15 protein-coding genes are annotated in these 15,759 nt (G+C 66.8%); 9 read left to right on the forward strand and 6 right to left on the reverse strand.

The window, feature by feature from the left end:
• Positions 1-26 precede the first annotated feature (26 nt).
• Positions 27-986, forward strand: a complete 960-nt coding sequence (locus TS85_RS04615) for a LysR family transcriptional regulator (protein ID WP_077228456.1) — start codon at positions 27-29, stop codon at positions 984-986.
• On the opposite strand, the gene TS85_RS04620 is transcribed toward TS85_RS04615, so the two are convergent.
• Positions 983-1,897, reverse strand: coding sequence for an alpha/beta hydrolase (locus TS85_RS04620; protein WP_044330705.1), 915 nt, complete (start codon positions 1,895-1,897; stop codon positions 983-985). The genes TS85_RS04615 and TS85_RS04620 overlap by 4 nt on opposite strands.
• 142 nt (positions 1,898-2,039) lie before the next feature.
• On the opposite strand from TS85_RS04620, the gene TS85_RS04625 reads away from it, so the two are divergent.
• Genes TS85_RS04625 through TS85_RS04645 form a run of 5 tightly spaced genes read left to right on the forward strand, consistent with a single transcriptional unit; the run spans position 2,040 to position 7,358 of the window.
• Positions 2,040-3,779: an acyl-CoA dehydrogenase gene (locus TS85_RS04625; protein ID WP_044330708.1), complete on the forward strand. Its 1,740-nt coding sequence runs from the start codon at positions 2,040-2,042 to the stop codon at positions 3,777-3,779.
• 20 nt (positions 3,780-3,799) lie between these two features.
• Entirely contained in the window at positions 3,800-4,723 is a 924-nt protein-coding gene (locus TS85_RS04630) for an SDR family NAD(P)-dependent oxidoreductase (RefSeq protein WP_044335850.1), read from the forward strand.
• On the forward strand, positions 4,716-5,768 hold the full coding sequence (locus TS85_RS04635) for a phosphotransferase family protein (protein WP_044330711.1): 1,053 nt from the start codon (positions 4,716-4,718) through the stop codon (positions 5,766-5,768). The genes TS85_RS04630 and TS85_RS04635 overlap by 8 nt, the downstream gene beginning before the upstream one ends.
• A 2-nt stretch (positions 5,769-5,770) precedes the next feature.
• On the forward strand, positions 5,771-7,009 hold the full coding sequence (locus TS85_RS04640; RefSeq protein ID WP_044330714.1) for an acyl-CoA dehydrogenase family protein: 1,239 nt from the start codon (positions 5,771-5,773) through the stop codon (positions 7,007-7,009).
• The gene (locus TS85_RS04645; RefSeq protein ID WP_044330717.1) at positions 7,002-7,358 is read left to right on the forward strand and encodes a RidA family protein; all 357 of its coding nucleotides are present in this window, start codon (positions 7,002-7,004) and stop codon (positions 7,356-7,358) included. Before TS85_RS04640 ends, TS85_RS04645 begins: the two co-directional genes overlap by 8 nt.
• Here the strand turns inward: TS85_RS04645 and TS85_RS04650 are convergent.
• Both TS85_RS04650 and TS85_RS04655 read right to left on the reverse strand, forming a co-directional pair.
• A complete protein-coding gene (locus tag TS85_RS04650) occupies positions 7,319-8,533 on the reverse strand; it encodes an aminotransferase-like domain-containing protein (RefSeq protein WP_044330720.1) in 1,215 nt (404 codons plus the stop codon). The genes TS85_RS04645 and TS85_RS04650 overlap by 40 nt on opposite strands.
• Positions 8,534-8,576: 43 nt before the next feature.
• Positions 8,577-9,830, reverse strand: a complete 1,254-nt coding sequence (locus TS85_RS04655; protein WP_044330723.1) for a cytochrome P450 — start codon at positions 9,828-9,830, stop codon at positions 8,577-8,579.
• 89 nt (positions 9,831-9,919) lie between these two features.
• Here TS85_RS04655 and TS85_RS04660 point away from each other — a divergent pair, with 89 nt between their 5' ends.
• Together TS85_RS04660 and TS85_RS25220 are read left to right on the forward strand one after the other, a co-directional pair.
• Positions 9,920-10,462 (forward strand): TetR/AcrR family transcriptional regulator, encoded by a 543-nt coding sequence (locus tag TS85_RS04660; RefSeq protein ID WP_162184699.1) that lies wholly within the window; start codon positions 9,920-9,922, stop codon positions 10,460-10,462.
• 87 nt (positions 10,463-10,549) lie between these two features.
• Positions 10,550-10,885, forward strand: coding sequence for a hypothetical protein (locus TS85_RS25220; RefSeq protein WP_155006301.1), 336 nt, complete (start codon positions 10,550-10,552; stop codon positions 10,883-10,885).
• Here TS85_RS25220 and TS85_RS04665 read toward each other — a convergent pair.
• Positions 10,867-12,165: an SLC13 family permease gene (locus tag TS85_RS04665; protein ID WP_044330729.1), complete on the reverse strand. Its 1,299-nt coding sequence runs from the start codon at positions 12,163-12,165 to the stop codon at positions 10,867-10,869. The two genes, TS85_RS25220 and TS85_RS04665, sit on opposite strands and share 19 nt — an antisense overlap.
• 84 nt (positions 12,166-12,249) lie before the next feature.
• On the opposite strand from TS85_RS04665, the gene TS85_RS04670 reads away from it, so the two are divergent.
• Entirely contained in the window at positions 12,250-13,107 is an 858-nt protein-coding gene (locus TS85_RS04670) for a hypothetical protein (RefSeq protein ID WP_044330732.1), read from the forward strand.
• Between the two features lie 7 nt (positions 13,108-13,114).
• Here the strand turns inward: TS85_RS04670 and TS85_RS04675 are convergent, their stop codons facing one another.
• Together TS85_RS04675 and TS85_RS04680 are read right to left on the reverse strand one after the other, a co-directional pair.
• Positions 13,115-14,380 carry an MFS transporter gene (locus TS85_RS04675; RefSeq protein ID WP_044335852.1) on the reverse strand — a complete coding sequence of 422 codons (1,266 nt, stop codon included), beginning with the start codon at positions 14,378-14,380 and terminating at the stop codon, positions 13,115-13,117.
• 104 nt (positions 14,381-14,484) lie between these two features.
• Positions 14,485-15,732, reverse strand: coding sequence for an MFS transporter (locus TS85_RS04680; protein ID WP_044330735.1), 1,248 nt, complete (start codon positions 15,730-15,732; stop codon positions 14,485-14,487).
• Between the last annotated feature and the right edge of the window lie 27 nt (positions 15,733-15,759).

The following is a 15,759-nucleotide window of genomic DNA, read 5'->3' on the forward strand; positions in this document are numbered from 1 at the left end:
CCTCAGAACATAGCATAGCAACGGGCATGTCCGCCTCGCTTTCCCCCACGGTTCCGCGTGAAGTGGCGACGTTGCGCACGCTGCGCATCGCCAAGCACTTCCCCTTCTTCCTCGCGGTGGCGGAAGAGCAGAACCTCCATCGCGCCGCCGAGCGCCTGAACATCGCACAATCCGCATTGTCGCGCCGCATCGCCGATCTGGAGCGCGAACTGGGCGGCATCGAGCTGTTCGAGCGTCAGGCGCGCGGCGTGGCGATCACGCCCGCTGGAGAGACGCTGGCCTATGATGTGCGGCGCATCCTGTTGTCGATCGAGGAGGCGCGCCGCAACGTCCGGCGCATTGCCGAAGGCGATACCGGGACGCTGCGTGTGGCCTTTTCCGAGGCGATGTTGCGACGACCAGTGCTGCCGGCGGTGCTGCGCGAGTTCCGTTCGGTGCATCCCGAGGTTGAACTGCGCGCCTATCCGCTGACGTCAGATGCGCAGCGGAGCCGATTACTGGCCGACGAGATCGACGTCGCCTTCGTCATCGACGAGGTTACCGACCGCGATCAGTTCGAGACGCTGAATGTCGGTTGGGACAAGTTCGTGCTGGTATTGCCCGCCGACCATCCGCTCGCGGAGAAGCAGGTGGTGTCGCTTCAGGACATTTCGGGCGAGCCACTGTTATGGCCTGCGCGGCACACCTCGCCACGGCTGTTCGATCGCATGATCGCCGCGTTCGATGCGCAGGGGATTTCGCCCAATATCGCCGTGGAGGTGTCCGCTGTCGACATTGGCTATGAGCTGACGGCGGCGGGCATCGGACTGGGTATCGTGACGGCGGCGCGCGCGGATCGCACGCCGCCCGGCGTCGTCCTGCGCGACCTTGCCGATCTCGATCTGCCGCTGCCACTCAGCATGTTGTGGTCCAAAAACGGCACCTCGCCGCTGGTCCGGCGGTTCGTGGAACTTGTCCAGCAGCGTCTGGACGAGACCGAGGCCTAAATCCGCGCGAAGGCGGTTGCGATCAGGCCGCCGACCGCTTCGACTTCGCGATTGGCGGCACCAAGCAGGTCGACCAGAGTGAAAAAGCCGTGCGCCATCCCGGGATGGTCCCGAACCGTCACCGCCACCCCGGCGCGGCGTAGCGCGGCGGCATAAGCGAGACCCTCGTCATGCAGGGGGTCGCAGCCTGCGAGAACGACGAACGCCTCGGGCAGGCCCGCCAGATCGGCGGCGAGCGGAACCGCCTCCGGGTGGGCGCGGTCGGCGACAGAGACATAGTGATCCCAGAACCAGCGCATATCGTCAGCGGAGAGCAGATAGTCGCCCCGACCAAATTTGACATAGGAAGGCCGCTCGAAATCGGGCGAGACCACCGGATAGAGCAGCACCTGGAGATCGATATGCGGGCCGCCGCGATCGCGGGCGCGGATCGCCAGTGCGGCGGCGAGGTTCCCCCCGGCGCTGTCGCCCATCACTGCGACTGGGCCTGTGTCGGCAAGTGCTTGCAACGCCGCCCAGGCATCATCGAGCGGGCCGGGAAAGCGGTGTTCGGGGGCGAGGCGATAGTCGACGCTGACCACCGCCGCGCCGGTGACCTGCGCAAGCTGACGACAGACCGGATCGAAGCCGTCGAGCGTCCCGAACGTCCAGCCACCGCCATGCAGATAGAGGATCAGGCCATGCGACGTCGCCCCCGCTACGTATCGGCGCATTCGGACCGGGCCGTCGGGACCATCGATCGAGAAGTCCTCCATCGTCGCGACGGCTGCGCCCCTGTTCGGCGGCAGTGCAGCCTGCGATTCCGCGAAGATGCGGCGCACGTCCGCGACGGTGCCCGTGCTGAAGCCGGGAAGCCCCAGTGCGTTGCGGCGGTCGAGCATCGCTTGCATCTCGGGATCGAGCGGTCCCATTCGGCTCTCCTGAACTCGCCCGACGATGGTCGCAGCCACGCCCGGCACGCAATTGCCCAATTGCGATGCCTTTGATGAGGCTTCGGTATTCGACGGTTCGCAACCCCAGGGCCTATGGCCCCGGCTCTGGGAACGGAGCCGAATGAGCGAGTATCTGATTGCGCGTGAGGAACTGGATTTCCTCCTCTGGGATTGGCTGGACCTCGCCGGGGATTGCGGTGACGCAGTCGATCGCGAGAGCGCCGACGCGATTCTCGATCTGTCCGCGCGGCTCGCCGCCGACGCCTTCCTTCCGCATTACAAGACCGCTGATCGCGTCGAGCCTTTTCAGGACGGGACCGGAGTACATGCGCTGCCGGAGATCGGAGCGGCGCTGCGCGAATATGCTGAACTAGGCCTGTTCGCAGCGAGCTTTCCGCCCGAACTGGGCGGGCTTGGGTTGCCCAGCCTGCTGGCCAATGCCTCCTTTGCGCAGTTCCTGGCGGCCAATGTCTCGACCGCTGCCTATGTGATGTTGACCACTGCCAATGCACGGTTGCTCGCGACCTTCGGGAGCCCGGCGCAGATCACCCAATTCGCGCTGCCACAGATCGAGGGGCGATGGTTCGGCACCATGTGTCTTTCCGAACCGCAGGCGGGATCTAACCTGGGCGATGTCGCGACGCGCGCGGTTGCCGATGGCGCTGACGCCTTGGGGGATCGCTATCGTCTTACCGGCAACAAGATGTGGATTTCCGGCGGCGACCACGATCTGAGCGAGAATATCGTCCATCTGGTGCTCGCCAAGGTGGCGGAGCCGGGCCGCGCGACCGAGGAGGGGACAAAGGGCCTCTCGCTGTTCGTCGTCCCCAAATTCCTGCCCACGGGCGCGCGCAACGACGTGGCCGTGGCGGGGCTCAACCACAAGATGGGGTATCGGGGAACCACCAACTGCCTGCTCAACTTCGGCGAAGGCGAGGGCGCGCTCGGCTGGATCATCGGCACGCCGGGCCAGGGGCTGCCCCAGATGTTCAAGATGATGAACGAGGCGCGGATCGGCGTCGCGCTGGGAGCGGCGGCCCTGGGCTATCGCGGCTATCGCCACGCCTTGGCCTATGCGCGTGAGCGCAGGCAGGGGCGGCCATCCGGCGCGGGTGCGGGGCCGTCACGACCGATCCTCGCGCACCCCGACGTGCGCGACATGCTGTTGACGGCCAAATGCTATGCCGAGGGCGCGCTTGCGTTGGTGCTCTATTGCGCGAAGCTGGTCGATCGGGCCGAGCAGGACGCGGAAGCAGCGACGTTGCTGGCGCTGCTGACCCCGATCGCCAAGACCTGGGCCTCGGAATATGGCCTTGCGGTGAACGACATCGCGATCCAGGTCCATGGCGGCTATGGCTATACCCGCGACTTCGACGTGGAACAGCTATGGCGAGACAATCGCCTCAATCCGATCCACGAAGGCACTACGGGCATCCAGGCGCTCGACCTGGCCGGGCGCAAGCTGCGTGACGGCGCCGGGCTGGCGATCCTGCGCACGCGGATCGCGGAAACCATCGCCAGGGCAGAAGCGGGTGCGGCGCTGACCGGCCATGCGGAGGCGCTGGACCTATGCTGGCGGCGGATTGCGGATGCCGTCGGCACGCTTCGCGACGCCGGGTCGCAGGGCATGGCCTCCAACGCGACGGCGCTGCTTCGCGCCTTCGGGCACGGGGTGGTCGGGTGGCAATGGCTCGACCGTGCGTTGCTGTGCACCGACGCCCCCGAGGACCCGTTTCGCGGCGGCAAGCTATGGGCGTGTCGCTATTTCTTCGAGCGCGAGATGCCCAGGATCGACGCCTGGCTGCGCCCGATCGAGGCCGGCAGCGATATCGGTGCCGCCGTGCCGGCTGAATTTCTTTGAACAAACAGGGGGAGCAGAAGATGCGGATCGATCTGAGCGGTCGCGTGGCCATCGTGACCGGCGCGGGCGGAGGGCTGGGCCGTGCCCATGCGCTGCTGCTGGCAAAGCGGGGCGCCAAAGTGGTGGTCAACGATCTGGGCGGTGCGCGCGACGGCAGCGGCGGCAGCGCGACCATGGCCGAGCAGGTGGTCGAGGAGATTCGCCGGGCAGGCGGCGAGGCGATCGCCAATGGCGCGAGCGTCACCGATTTCGATCAGGTCGGCGCGATGGTCGATCAGGCGATGGCGATTTGGGGCCGGATCGACATATTGGTGAACAATGCGGGCATCCTGCGCGACCGCACCTTCGCCAAACAGGATCTGAGCGATTTCCGCACGGTGATCGACGTGCATCTGATGGGATCGGTCCATTGCACCAAGGCAGTGTGGGACATCATGATCGCGCAGCAATTCGGGCGAGTCCTGATGACCACCTCCTCCTCCGGGCTCTACGGCAATTTCGGCCAGTCGCAGTACGGCGCCGCCAAAATGGGCCTGGTGGGCCTGATGAAGACGCTGAGCCAGGAGGGACGGAAACACGACATTCGCGTCAATTGCCTGGCACCGTCGGCGGCGACGCGGATGACCGAGGACATCATGTCTGCGGACGAACTGATGGCGCTCGCGCCCGCGTCGGTATCGCCCGCCATGCTCGCGCTGGTCAGCGACGATGCGCCGACCGGCACGATATTGTGCGCGGGGGCGGGGAGCTTCGAATGCGCACACATCACGCTGACCAAGGGGCTGTATGTCGGCGTCGGCGAAGATGCGGCGGAGCAGGTGCTTGCCGGACTGGGGCAAATCGTGGACCGCAACGGGGAGGTGGTGCCTGCGACCGGGCTGGAGCAGCCGCGCTACGAACTGTCGCGCGTGCCGGGGCTGATGCCCGCCGCCGCGCATGGTTGAGGCTTTGGCGCCGGTCCGCGCTGCGCATCGTTTCGACGAGACGGGGTTGCTGCGCTGGATGGAGCAGCATGTCGCGGGCTTTGACGGTCCGCTGACGGTCGAGCAGTTTTCGGGCGGCCAGTCCAATCCGACCTATCGTCTGCGCACGTCGGGGCGAGACTATGTGCTGCGCCGCAAGCCACCCGGCATCCTGCTGAAGGGGGCCCATGCGGTGGACCGCGAGTTTCGCGTGATCTCGGCGCTCCATGCCGCCGGCTTCCCGGTGCCCCAGGCGTTTGGGCTATGCCTCGACGAGAGCGTGATCGGCACGGTCTTCTACGTCATGGAAATGGTGGCAGGGCGCAATTTCTGGAACACCGCCTTCCCGGAGGTGCCGCGCGAGGAGCGCCCTGCCTATCTGGACGCGATGAACGCTACGATCGCGCGACTGCATTCCATCGATCCAGCGGCGATCGGGCTCGAGGATTTCGGGCGGCCCGGCAATTACTTCGAACGTCAGGTGGGCCGTTGGTCACGGCAATATCTGGAGGACTCGGAGGCGGGTCGGGTGCCGGCGATGGATGCGCTGATCGAGTGGCTGCCGGCAAACATCCCGCCCGGCGACGAGACCAGCATCGTGCACGGCGATTTCCGCTGCGACAATATGCTGTTCCACCCGAGCCAACCGCGCGTGATCGCGGTTCTGGACTGGGAGCTGTCGACGCTGGGGCATCCGCTGGCGGACTTGGCCTATCATCTGATGATGTATCGGATGCCGCCGGGCTTTTCGACCGGGCTGGCGGGGCTCGATCTTCCGGCGCTGAACATCCCGAGCGAGGCCAGCTATATCGCGGACTATTGCCGAAGGACCGGGCGCGACGGGATCGAACGGCTCGATTTCCACCTGGCATTCAGCCTGTTTCGATTGGCGGCGATCATCCACGGTATCAAGGGGCGGATGCTGCGCGGCACGGCGTCGTCGCCCCAGGCCGCAGCGGCGGTCGAGCAGCTCGAACGGGTTGCCGAGCTGGCGCTCCAGCAGACGCATGCGAATTTCGGGGGCTGACGATGGACTTCACTTATTCCGAGCGCCAGACTCACTGGCTGGAGCGCGTGCGGGCGTTCATGGCGGCGCATGTGGCGCCAGCCGAGGCGCGCTATCATGCCGAAATCGACTCGGGGCCAACACGGTGGCGCGTGCTGCCGGTGATCGAGGAACTGAAGGCCAAGGCCAGGGCGGAGGGGCTGTGGAACCTGTTCCTGCCGCCCGCCGCGCATGATGCGGGGAGCTATCGCGGTGCGGGGCTCACCAACCTCGATTATGCGCCCTGCGCCGAGGAAATGGGGCGAATCCCCTGGGCTTCAGAGATATTCAACTGCTCCGCGCCCGATACCGGCAATATGGAGGTGCTCCACCGCTATGGCACTGCCGAGCAGAAGCAACGCTGGCTCAAACCGCTGATGGCGGGCGAGATCCGGTCCGCCTTCGCGATGACCGAGCCGGATGTGGCGAGCTCGGACGCGACCAACATCGCAACACGGATCGAGCGGCATGGCGACGACTATGTGCTGAACGGGCGCAAATGGTGGATATCCGGTGCCGGCGACCCGCGCTGCAAGCTGCTGATCGTGTTGGGGGTCAGCGATGCCGATGCCGAGCGCCATGCGCGGCACAGCCAGATCTTCGTGCCGGTGGATACGCCGGGCGTCACGATCGGGCGGGCGCTCCCGGTGTTCGGCTATGACGATGCGCCGCATGGCCATTGCGAGGTGACCTTCGACAATGCCCGCGTGCCCGCCGCGAATATCGTGCTGGGCGAGGGGCGCGGGTTCGAAGTCGCGCAGGGTCGGCTGGGGCCGGGGCGCATCCACCATTGTATGCGCGCGATCGGCCTGGCCGAAATGGCGCTGGACGCGATGGTCCAGCGCCTGCTGCGCCGCGAGGCATTCGGCAAGCGCATCGCCGACCAGTCGATCTGGGAGCAGCGCGTGGCCGAGGCACGGACCGAGATCGAGATGACCCGGCTGTTGTGCCTCAAGGCCGCCGACATGATGGACAAGGTCGGCAACAAGGTCGCGCAGCGCGAGATCGCCATGATCAAGGTCGCCGGGCCGAAACTGGCGCTGAAGGTTATCGACGACGCGATCCAGGCGCATGGCGGGGCGGGGGTGTGCAGCGACTTCCCGCTGGCGGCGGCCTATGCACTGGCGCGCACGCTCCGCCTGGCCGACGGGCCGGACGAGGTCCACAACCGGGCGATCGCACGGATCGAATATCGCCGCTTCAAGGAGACCGTGAATGGCTGAAATCCGGCGGCTCCAGAGCAATCCGCGGATGAGCGGCGCGGTCGTTCATAATGGCGTGGTTTCGCTGTCCGGGCAGGTCGCGATCGACCATCGCGGCGGCGTCGTGGCGGATCAGGTGCGCGAGGTGCTGGAGCGTATCGACCTGCTGCTGGCGGAGGCGGGGGCCGACAAATCGCGCCTGCTCACGGCCAATCTGTATTTGGCCGACATCGCTTCGCTGGGGGTGCTCAACGCCGCCTGGGATCGCTGGGTCGTGCCCGGTTGCACCCCGACGCGCACCACGATCCAGGCGGTGCTGGCCTCCCCCGATTATGCGGTGGAAATCGCCGTCACGGCGGCGCTCGACTGAAGCATCTCGCGGGTGAGTGCGCCCAGACGGTAGACGCCCTCTCGCGCGGGCTCGGTCGGGATCATCGAGAAGCTGAGGCGCAACGTGTTGCGTTCGGCGGCTATTCCGCGTGGGTAGAAGGCGGCGCCCGCGATCGCGGAGACCCCCTGTTCCTCCAATGCGCGCTGGGTCAGGACCGTGGCGTCGATCTGCTCGGGTAGTTCGATCCAGATGTAGAGCCCGCCCTCGGGCCGGCTCCAGCGAACGCCGTGCGGCATATGTTCGGCGAGCGCGGCCAGCATCGAATCGCGGCGTTCGCGATAGACGGCGCAGGCGGTTGCGATCGTCTCCTCCAAATGCGCCTCAACTACATCGAGCAGCAGCATCTGGCTCAGCGCGCTGGTGGCAAGGTCGCTCGCCTGCTTGATCAGCACCAGCTTGCGGATGACGGCGGCAGGCCCGGCGATCCAGCCGATGCGCAGCGATGGCGCCACCATCTTGGAGAAGGTGCCGGTGTACAGGACCGGCGCAGCCTCGACGCTGCCACGGCGGGCGCAGGCCAGCGCGATCAGCGAGGGTAGCGGCGCGCCATCATAGCGGAGCCGCTCGTAGCAGCCATCCTCCAGGATCGCCATGCCGCTGGCATCGGCCATGTCGAGCAACGCCTCGCGCTCCGCCAGCGTCATCGTGGTGCCGGTGGGGTTGCGGAAATCGGGACCGGCATAGCAGAACTTCACGTCCGTAGGGTTACCCCCCGGCAGCCCGACATAGGTGGGCTGATAGGCGTCAAACGCCCGGAGCGCTCCGATGAAGCTCGGTATCTCCACCATTGCCCGGTCGCCTGGCGACAGGAGCAGCTTGGCGACGAAATCCAGGCCCTGCTGCGATCCGTTGGTGATCAGGATATTGTCGACCGCGCAGGGCGCGCCCAGCCCGGTCATATACGCGGCAATCCACGCGCGCAGCGGCCCGTACCCTTCGCTCGGCGCATATTGCAGCGCGGTGCGCGCGACGGCGCGGTCGGCCCAGATGCGGTTCGACGCAGCGGCAATTGCTTCATAGGGAAAGATGTCGGGATCGGGCAGGCCGCCGCCGAGATGGATGAGCTGCTTTGCGGCGAGCAGCTTCATCCTTTCGCGGATGTCTGAAGCCACGACATCGCGCATCCGCGAGGCATAGAGTCTGTCCCAATCCATCCTTCCGAACCTCCCAAATCGTCTGTTTGCTGAACGCTCGGGGTCAGGGCGCCAGCACCACCGGCATATGCTTGATGCCGCCAACGAAGTTGGAGCGCAGCCGGTCGACCGGGCCGGCCAGTTCCATGCCGGGAAAGCGCGCGAGCAATTCGGTCAGCACCGCGCGCAGTTCGATGCGGGCAAGGTCGTTGCCGAGGCAGCTATGACGACCAAAGCCGAAGGTCAGATGGCGGTTGGGGCGCCGCGCCAGATCGAGCGTGCTGGGCGCCTCGAACACGCTCTCGTCGCGATTGGCGGAGGGGTAGAACAGCACGACCTTTTCTCCCGCGCGCACCGTCTGCCCGCCGATCTCGACATCGCGCGTGGCCGTGCGCGCCATATAGACGATCGGCGTCACCCAACGCAGCAATTCCTCCACCGCCGTCGGCATCAGCGCGGGATCGGCAGTGAGCGCAGCGCGCGCGGCGGGGTTCTCGATCAGCGCGAGCATCGCGCCGCTGGTGGCGTTGCGCGTCGTCTCGTTGCCGGCGATGGCGAGCAGGAAGCAGAAGCCGAGGATTTCGCGATCGTTGAGCGGCGCCCCGTCGATGCGAGCCTCGACCAGCAGGCTCACCAGATCCTCACGCGGGGAGGCCCGTCGCGCGGCGATGAAGCGGGCGAAGTAGGCGAACATCGCCTGCTGCGCCGCCACGATCGCCTCGCGCGGCAGGTCGACGCTGCCATATTCGGGGTCCTCGCTGCCGATCACCGCATTGCTCCACAGATACATCTGGTCGCGGTCCTCGCCGGGCACCCCCAGCAGCTCGAGGATCACGTCGAGCGGCAGGCGCATCGCGATTGCCTCGACGAAGTCGATCCGGCCATCGCCTTCGGCGGTGCGCACCCGCGCGGCGGCGACTTCGTCGGCGATCTCGCGGCAGCGGGCGATGATATGCTCCTCCAGCGCGCGCATCACGCTGGGCTTGAACCGCTCGCGCAGGACCATGCGGCTCTTGTGATGTTCGGGCGGGTCCATGGTGAGCAGGAGCGGCACGCGCGGCGCATCCGCAGCGATCATCTGATCCTTGCGCAGGATGGTGACGCCAGGCGCATTGATGAAGCTGTCACTGTCTTTGCCGACATCGGTGACGTGCCCGTAGCGGGTGATCGCCCAGAATGGCTGGCGAATGCCGTCGTCGTGCCAGGCGACCGGCGTGTCGCGCCGCATCCGGGCCCAGATGTCGTGCGGATAGCCATGGCTTGCGAAGCGATCGGGATCGAAACAGGCGTGGTCGGCCAGCGGACGCGCGGTTGCCATGCAAGGGCTCCTTAAGTGAACGATCGTTCACTAGCATCGCGACCCGTACTCTGCTAGCCGCAATTGCGATGAGCAAATCGCGAACGCGCATGGCGCCCGACGAGCGGCGAGCGGTGATCCTGTTGGCGGCTGCGGCGATGTTTCAGGAGCGCGGCTTTGCGGCGTCGAGCATCGATGCGATCGCCGCCGCCGCCGGGATCAGCGGCCCCGCGATCTACCGCTATTTCGCGCGCAAGACCGAATTGCTGGTGGCCTTGCTGGAGGGCGCGACTCGTACCGCGATGGTGGAGGTTGCGGATGCGGTGGCGCGGACCGGCGAGGGGGAGCGGTTGGCGGCAATGGCCGACGCGCTCGCCCGCCATGCGCAACGCGAAGGCGCGGTGATCGGGCTATTGCAGTCGACCGTGGCGGAGATGGAACCGGCCGATCGCGCGCGGCTGGACGAAATCCGCTCGCGACTTGTCGCCGAACTCGCCGGGCTGCTCCTTGCCGAGCGGTCTGACCTGGACACTGTGGAAGCGCATATTCATGTCGAAGCGGCGCTGGGCGTCATCGGGCAGCTGGCACGACGGCCTCAACCGCAGCATTCGGAACGGTTTCGTCGGTTGTTGCTGGCAATCCTTGAAGCGTGAAGCTGGTACCGACAGCCTTTTCATAGTGGAAACCGATTTTCACAGGCGCAGTCGGACGCTGGAGAGAGGTCGGCAAAGGCATTTGATTTGCTGCGTGCGCTTGCGGAGCTTTCCGCCATGATGCTGTCGATTGCCGGGGCGGGGGTGCTGCTTGCGAAGGATGTCCCCCGTTGCGGCAACCCCCGCCGGGCGAGCCCGCGATGGCTGGTATCGGAAAAGCTTCGTCACAGTTTCGCAGTTTGCTGTCGATCGGCAGATCGAACTGCCTCGGTCCTGCAGTCGGCGGCGTTGATTGCGGTAAAACCGATTCCCCAAATTTGCTTCGGCTTCAGCGTGCGCTGCGCGGGATCGATATTGCGCGCGGCGTTCCGCAGGATCGCGAGCCGTTCGTGGCGCGGGGTCGTTCAGAACGGGAAAAAATAGGGAATGACGAGCACGCCTGCGGCCCAGGTCAGGAAGTTGAGCGGCACGCCGACCCGCACGAAATCCATATATTTGTATTTGCCGAGCTGGAAGACGAGGACGTTGGTCTGATAGCCGAAGGGCGTTGCGAACGCCGCGCTGGCAGCCATCATCACCGCCACCAGGAATGGTCGCGGATCGACCCCCAGGCTCTCGGCCAGTGCCACCGCGACCGGCGTGATCAACACGGCCACAGCCGCGTTGGAAAGAAATTCGGTGGCGAACAGCGTCACGCCGTAGAGCATGGCGAGCGCGACCCAGGGTCCAAAGGGCCGGATGAAGTCGATCAGCAGCGCAGTCCCCGCTGAAGCCAGTCCGGTCACCTCGATCGAAAGCCCGACGACGACCATGCCGGCGATAAGCAGCAGCACTTCGGGCCGCAGCCCGGCATAGGCTTCCTCGGGGCTGATCACCCGCAGCAGGATCAGCGTGACCGCACCGGCAAAGGCAGTGGCCGCGATCGGCGCGAAGCCGGTCGCTGCCCCGGCAATCACCGCCACGAATACCGCCAGCGAGATCAATGCACGCTTCGGCTGAAACGGCCGGTCGACTGCGAACAGCTCGGCGTCGCCCATCGTGCCGTCGCCGGTCTGTTCGTGCGGCTCGCGCACGGGCTGGGTGCTGCCGTGGCTTCTGGCCAGTTGCGGGCCGCCGACGAAGAACAGGTAGAGCCCACCGACTGCCGCGATCACCAGAGCGACCGGCGTGATCTCGAATATGCCGAACACCGGCTGCCCGGCGTTTCGCGCCATGTCGTTGACCAGGAGGTTGGTCGAGGTGCCGATCAGGGTACAGGCGCCCCCCATGATGGTGATGTAGCTGAGCGGGATAAGGAAGCGCTTCGGCGACAGCCCGAGCGAATTGGCGACATCCTTGACGACCGGCGCGGCGAGCACGACGATCGGAGTATTGTTGAGGAAGGCCGACGCACCCCCGCACGCTGCCATCATCAGCCATATTCCAACCGCGCCGAGCCGCGCGCAGAGCTTCGTGGCCTGGCGGATCAGCAGCCCGAGCAGGCCGGAAAGCTCAATCGCATAGGCGATCACGAACAGGCAGGCGAGGGCGATGACCGCCGGGCTGGCGAACGCGCCCTGCACCTCGACCGGCCGGATCACGCCGAGGACGAGCAACGCTGCCGCCGCCGACAGCGCGGCAACGTCCGAACGCAGCCTGCCATCGATCAGCACGCCGACCACGGCGACCAGAACGACCAGCGCCGCGATCTGATTGAACTCCATCCGCCCTGCAGAGCCGCGCAGGACCGGTTCGTCAAGCGATCAGCGCGACCTCCCATTATCGTGAGGACCTGCTATCGTCGCTGCATGTCGTTACAGCCACATACGCCGGCACCAAGGCCGGGCCTGCATCTGGCGGCGCTGATATTGTTCGGTTTGATGCTGGCCGGTTGCGATCGCACAGCGCCCGAGCAAGCCGCCAATGCCCAGGCCGAGACGCCGGCCCCGACGATGCCGAAGCTGCCGGCGCCGGTCCCGGCGCTGTCGCGGGGCGATCTCATCGCTGCCGCCGCTCGGGCGGCATCGGCCTTCGCCGAGGGCAAGCCCTCCGAGGGGACGGATCCGCTGGTCGGGCGTACCTTCTCGGTGCGCATCGCCTTTGGCTGCACCGGCCCCGCGTCTGGCGGGCCGCAGGATGAGGATTTGCGGGGCGTGGCGAGCTGGACGCCGGGGCCCGACGGCAAGACTATCGAGCTCAGGATGACGCCGGGCGACTGGGCGGGTTCGGCGTTGATCGCCGCCGGCACCGACGCTCCGGCCTGGGAAGCCGTCGAGGGTTTCTGGATTCCGCGGCCGTGGCTCGACTCGGAATCGTGTCCCGTCGTAAAGGGCGATCCGCTCCAGACCGGAGAATTGGCCGCCGCGCCGCAGACTTTGGGGCTCGCCGCCATATTCGAAGAAGGCGGATCGCGGATCGGGCGCCGGAATGGACGGGCCTATACGTTCACGGTCCGCGCGACGGGGGACACGCCGCTGCCGGCGCCCAACCAGGGCTATCGGATGGTGCTCCAAGGCAGGATCGCCTCGTTCCCGGATGGCCGGGCGATCCGTTGCCGCGCGCCGGGCGTCGATCAGCGCCCGGTCTGCGTCGTCGCCACCAAACTCGACCGCGTCGCCTTCGAGGATTCGGACGGGGCGATGCTGAGCGAATGGCGGCCCGGCTGAGGCGCGCTTAGTACAGACTTGGGTTCGTCCGTCCGGCCATGGCGACAGCTACAGATACCTCGTCTCCCGGAATCCCGACTCCGCGCAGCGACTGACCGGCGGTCTCGGGCGTAAACCGCAAGGCGACGGCGCCGACCGCGCAGGCCGCCATCATCACGAAAGCGGGCATGAGCTCGTTTCCCGTCGCGCCGATCAGCCAGCTGTTGAAGGCGGGCGCGGTGCCGCCGAACAGCGAGGTCGAGACGTTATAGGCGATCGCGAACCCGGCGAAGCGGACATGGGTCGGGAACATCGCCGGGAAGGTGGCCGAGATCGTCGCGAGCTGCGGTACGTAGAGCAGGCCGAGAAGCGCGAACCCGACGATGGCGCCGACCAGTCCGGTGGCCATCAGCAGATAGAGCGGCACGACCAGCACGAAGAGGCCGGTGAGCGAGAACCACCACAGCGGCTTGCGCCCGACGCGGTCGGACAGGGCGCCGGCGAACGGCACCACCAGCGCCTCGTCGCCGCTGAGGCCCAGGCGCCGCTGGAGGTAGGTCGGCATATAGCTGAGTAGCGTATAGTTGACGACGTTGAGCGCGACGACGAGCCCACTCATCTCGAGCAATGGCCGCCAGTATCGCGTCAGGAGATGCCTGAGCTCGGTCGATGCCGCCGGCTCGCGCGCGCCCTGCGCCTCGATCTCGCGGAAGATCGGCGTGTCCTCCATCCGCGAGCGCAGATACATGCCGACCAGCCCCATCGGCCCGGCCACCAGGAACGGGATCCGCCACGCCCAGTCGTGCATCGCCGCCTCGCCGAGCAGCAGCGAGAAGCCGAGCATGAGCAGCGCGCCGAGCGAGAAGCCCGCCAGCGTGCCGAATTCGAGGAAGCTGCCGCACAGGCCGCGTTTATCGTCGGGCGCATATTCGGCCATGAAGGTCGCGGCGCCGCCATATTCGCCGCCGGTCGAGAAGCCCTGAATCATCCGCAGCGCGACCAGCAGCACTGGTGCCCAGACCCCGATCGTCGCGTAGGACGGGATCAGCCCGACGCCGACCGTCGCCGCCGACATCATCAGGATGGTGATCGCGAGCACCGACTTGCGGCCGTAACGGTCGCCGAGCGGGCCCCAGAACAGCCCGCCGAGCGGACGCACGAGGAACGAGATCGCGAACGTCGCCAGCGCGAACAGGGTTGCCTGTTCGGTCTCCCCGGGAAACAGCGCCGCGGCAATATAGGTGACGCCATAGGCATAGATGCCGTAATCGAACCATTCGGTGGCATTGCCCATCGCCGAAGCCGCGATCGCCTTGCGCAACACGCCGGGGGGCACTGCGTCGGTGTTGCCGAGCGGGACATTGGCGCCGATGTCCGGCGCTGCATCTAGATCGCTGATCATGTCTTATCCCTCCGGTCTGGTTCCTCGCCTGCGAGCGGATCGAGTGCAGCCGACATCGGCGTCGTGCGCGGCAGCACCTGATAGCTTCCCTGCCGCTCGGCCGGCACCGGCAGCGCGCGGAGCTGCCGCCAGACGCCGAAGGCAAGCGCGGTTCCGGCGCACAGGCCGATGAACAGGAACAGGCCCGGCGCGCCGAGCAGCGTCATCGCCGCGGCGCCGGCGAGCGGGCCCACCGCCGCGCCGATCGAATAGAGCAGCACCAGCCCACCGCTGGCGGCGACGCGCTGATCCGGGGCGAGATGGTCGTTGGTGTGCGCCACGCACAGCGGATAGAGCGCGAAGCTGAGCCCGCCGAACAGCGCGCCGAAGAGCAGCAGCGGCAGCCCGGGACCGTCGATCAGCGCGATGGCGAGACAGGCGGCGAGCGCGCCCCCGAACGCGGCGACGATGACTCGGCGGCGATCGAAGCGGTCGGACAGCCGGCCCAGCGGCCATTGCAGCGCGACGCCGCCGAGGATGACGATGCTCATGAACCACGCGGTTGCCGAGAGGTCCATGCCGAGCCGCCGCACATAGACGGCTCCGAGCGAATAGAATGCGCCGAGCATCACCCCGGTCGCGGTCGCGCCGACGATGCCGAGCGGGGAAATCGCATAAAGCTGGCGCACCGACAGCGGTGTGCCCTCGTCGGGCGGGGGCGCGGAGATGCGCGTCAGCACCACCGGGATCGCGGCGAGCGAGATGAGGATCGAGGCGACCAGGAATGGCATGGACGGCTTGGCCTCGCTCAGATTGAGCAGGAACTGGCCGATCGCCTGGCCGGCATAGAGCGCGATCATGTAGCTGGCGAGTATTGACCCGCGCGTCTCGGCCTCGGCGCGTTCGTTGAGCCAACTCTCGAGGCAGACGAAGACCCCGGCGACGCACAATCCGTCGATGAAGCGCAGCCCGGCCCAGAGCAAAGGGTCCTGGTGCACTGCATAGGTCAGCGTGCTGGCCGAGAATAGCGAGACGAACGCCGCGAAGGCGCGGATATGGCCGACGCGGCGGATGATCCGCGACACGCGCAGCGATCCGATCACCAGCCCTAGGAAATAGGCGGTGCCGACCGCGCCGATATACAGCGCGCTGCTCCCGGCGCGCTCAAGCCGGACGCTCGTGAGCGTCGCCAGGAAGCCGCTGCCCGCCATCAGCATGAAGATAGCGAGCAACAGGCTCCGCACCGGGAGCATCGCACTCAGCATGAGAGGATATCGCGGCGGAAGCTGAAA

The organism is Sphingomonas hengshuiensis, from assembly GCF_000935025.1.
Taxonomy (GTDB): domain Bacteria; phylum Pseudomonadota; class Alphaproteobacteria; order Sphingomonadales; family Sphingomonadaceae; genus Sphingomonas; species Sphingomonas hengshuiensis.

What these genes read in the sequence shown, in the direction of transcription:
- TS85_RS04615 (WP_077228456.1), top strand. Translation starts at nt 27, where the DNA reads ATGTCCGCCTCGCTTTCCCCCACGGTTCCGCGTGAAGTGGCGACGTTG.
- TS85_RS04620 (WP_044330705.1), bottom strand. Translation starts at nt 1,897, where the DNA reads ATGGGACCGCTCGATCCCGAGATGCAAGCGATGCTCGACCGCCGCAAC.
- TS85_RS04625 (WP_044330708.1), top strand. Translation starts at nt 2,040, where the DNA reads ATGAGCGAGTATCTGATTGCGCGTGAGGAACTGGATTTCCTCCTCTGG.
- TS85_RS04630 (WP_044335850.1), top strand. Translation starts at nt 3,800, where the DNA reads ATGCGGATCGATCTGAGCGGTCGCGTGGCCATCGTGACCGGCGCGGGC.
- TS85_RS04635 (WP_044330711.1), top strand. Translation starts at nt 4,716, where the DNA reads ATGGTTGAGGCTTTGGCGCCGGTCCGCGCTGCGCATCGTTTCGACGAG.
- TS85_RS04640 (WP_044330714.1), top strand. Translation starts at nt 5,771, where the DNA reads ATGGACTTCACTTATTCCGAGCGCCAGACTCACTGGCTGGAGCGCGTG.
- TS85_RS04645 (WP_044330717.1), top strand. Translation starts at nt 7,002, where the DNA reads ATGGCTGAAATCCGGCGGCTCCAGAGCAATCCGCGGATGAGCGGCGCG.
- TS85_RS04650 (WP_044330720.1), bottom strand. Translation starts at nt 8,533, where the DNA reads ATGGATTGGGACAGACTCTATGCCTCGCGGATGCGCGATGTCGTGGCT.
- TS85_RS04655 (WP_044330723.1), bottom strand. Translation starts at nt 9,830, where the DNA reads ATGGCAACCGCGCGTCCGCTGGCCGACCACGCCTGTTTCGATCCCGAT.
- TS85_RS04660 (WP_162184699.1), top strand. Translation starts at nt 9,920, where the DNA reads ATGGCGCCCGACGAGCGGCGAGCGGTGATCCTGTTGGCGGCTGCGGCG.
- TS85_RS04665 (WP_044330729.1), bottom strand. Translation starts at nt 12,165, where the DNA reads ATGGAGTTCAATCAGATCGCGGCGCTGGTCGTTCTGGTCGCCGTGGTC.
- TS85_RS04670 (WP_044330732.1), top strand. Translation starts at nt 12,250, where the DNA reads ATGTCGTTACAGCCACATACGCCGGCACCAAGGCCGGGCCTGCATCTG.
- TS85_RS04675 (WP_044335852.1), bottom strand. Translation starts at nt 14,380, where the DNA reads ATGGGCAATGCCACCGAATGGTTCGATTACGGCATCTATGCCTATGGC.
- TS85_RS04680 (WP_044330735.1), bottom strand. Translation starts at nt 15,732, where the DNA reads ATGCTGAGTGCGATGCTCCCGGTGCGGAGCCTGTTGCTCGCTATCTTC.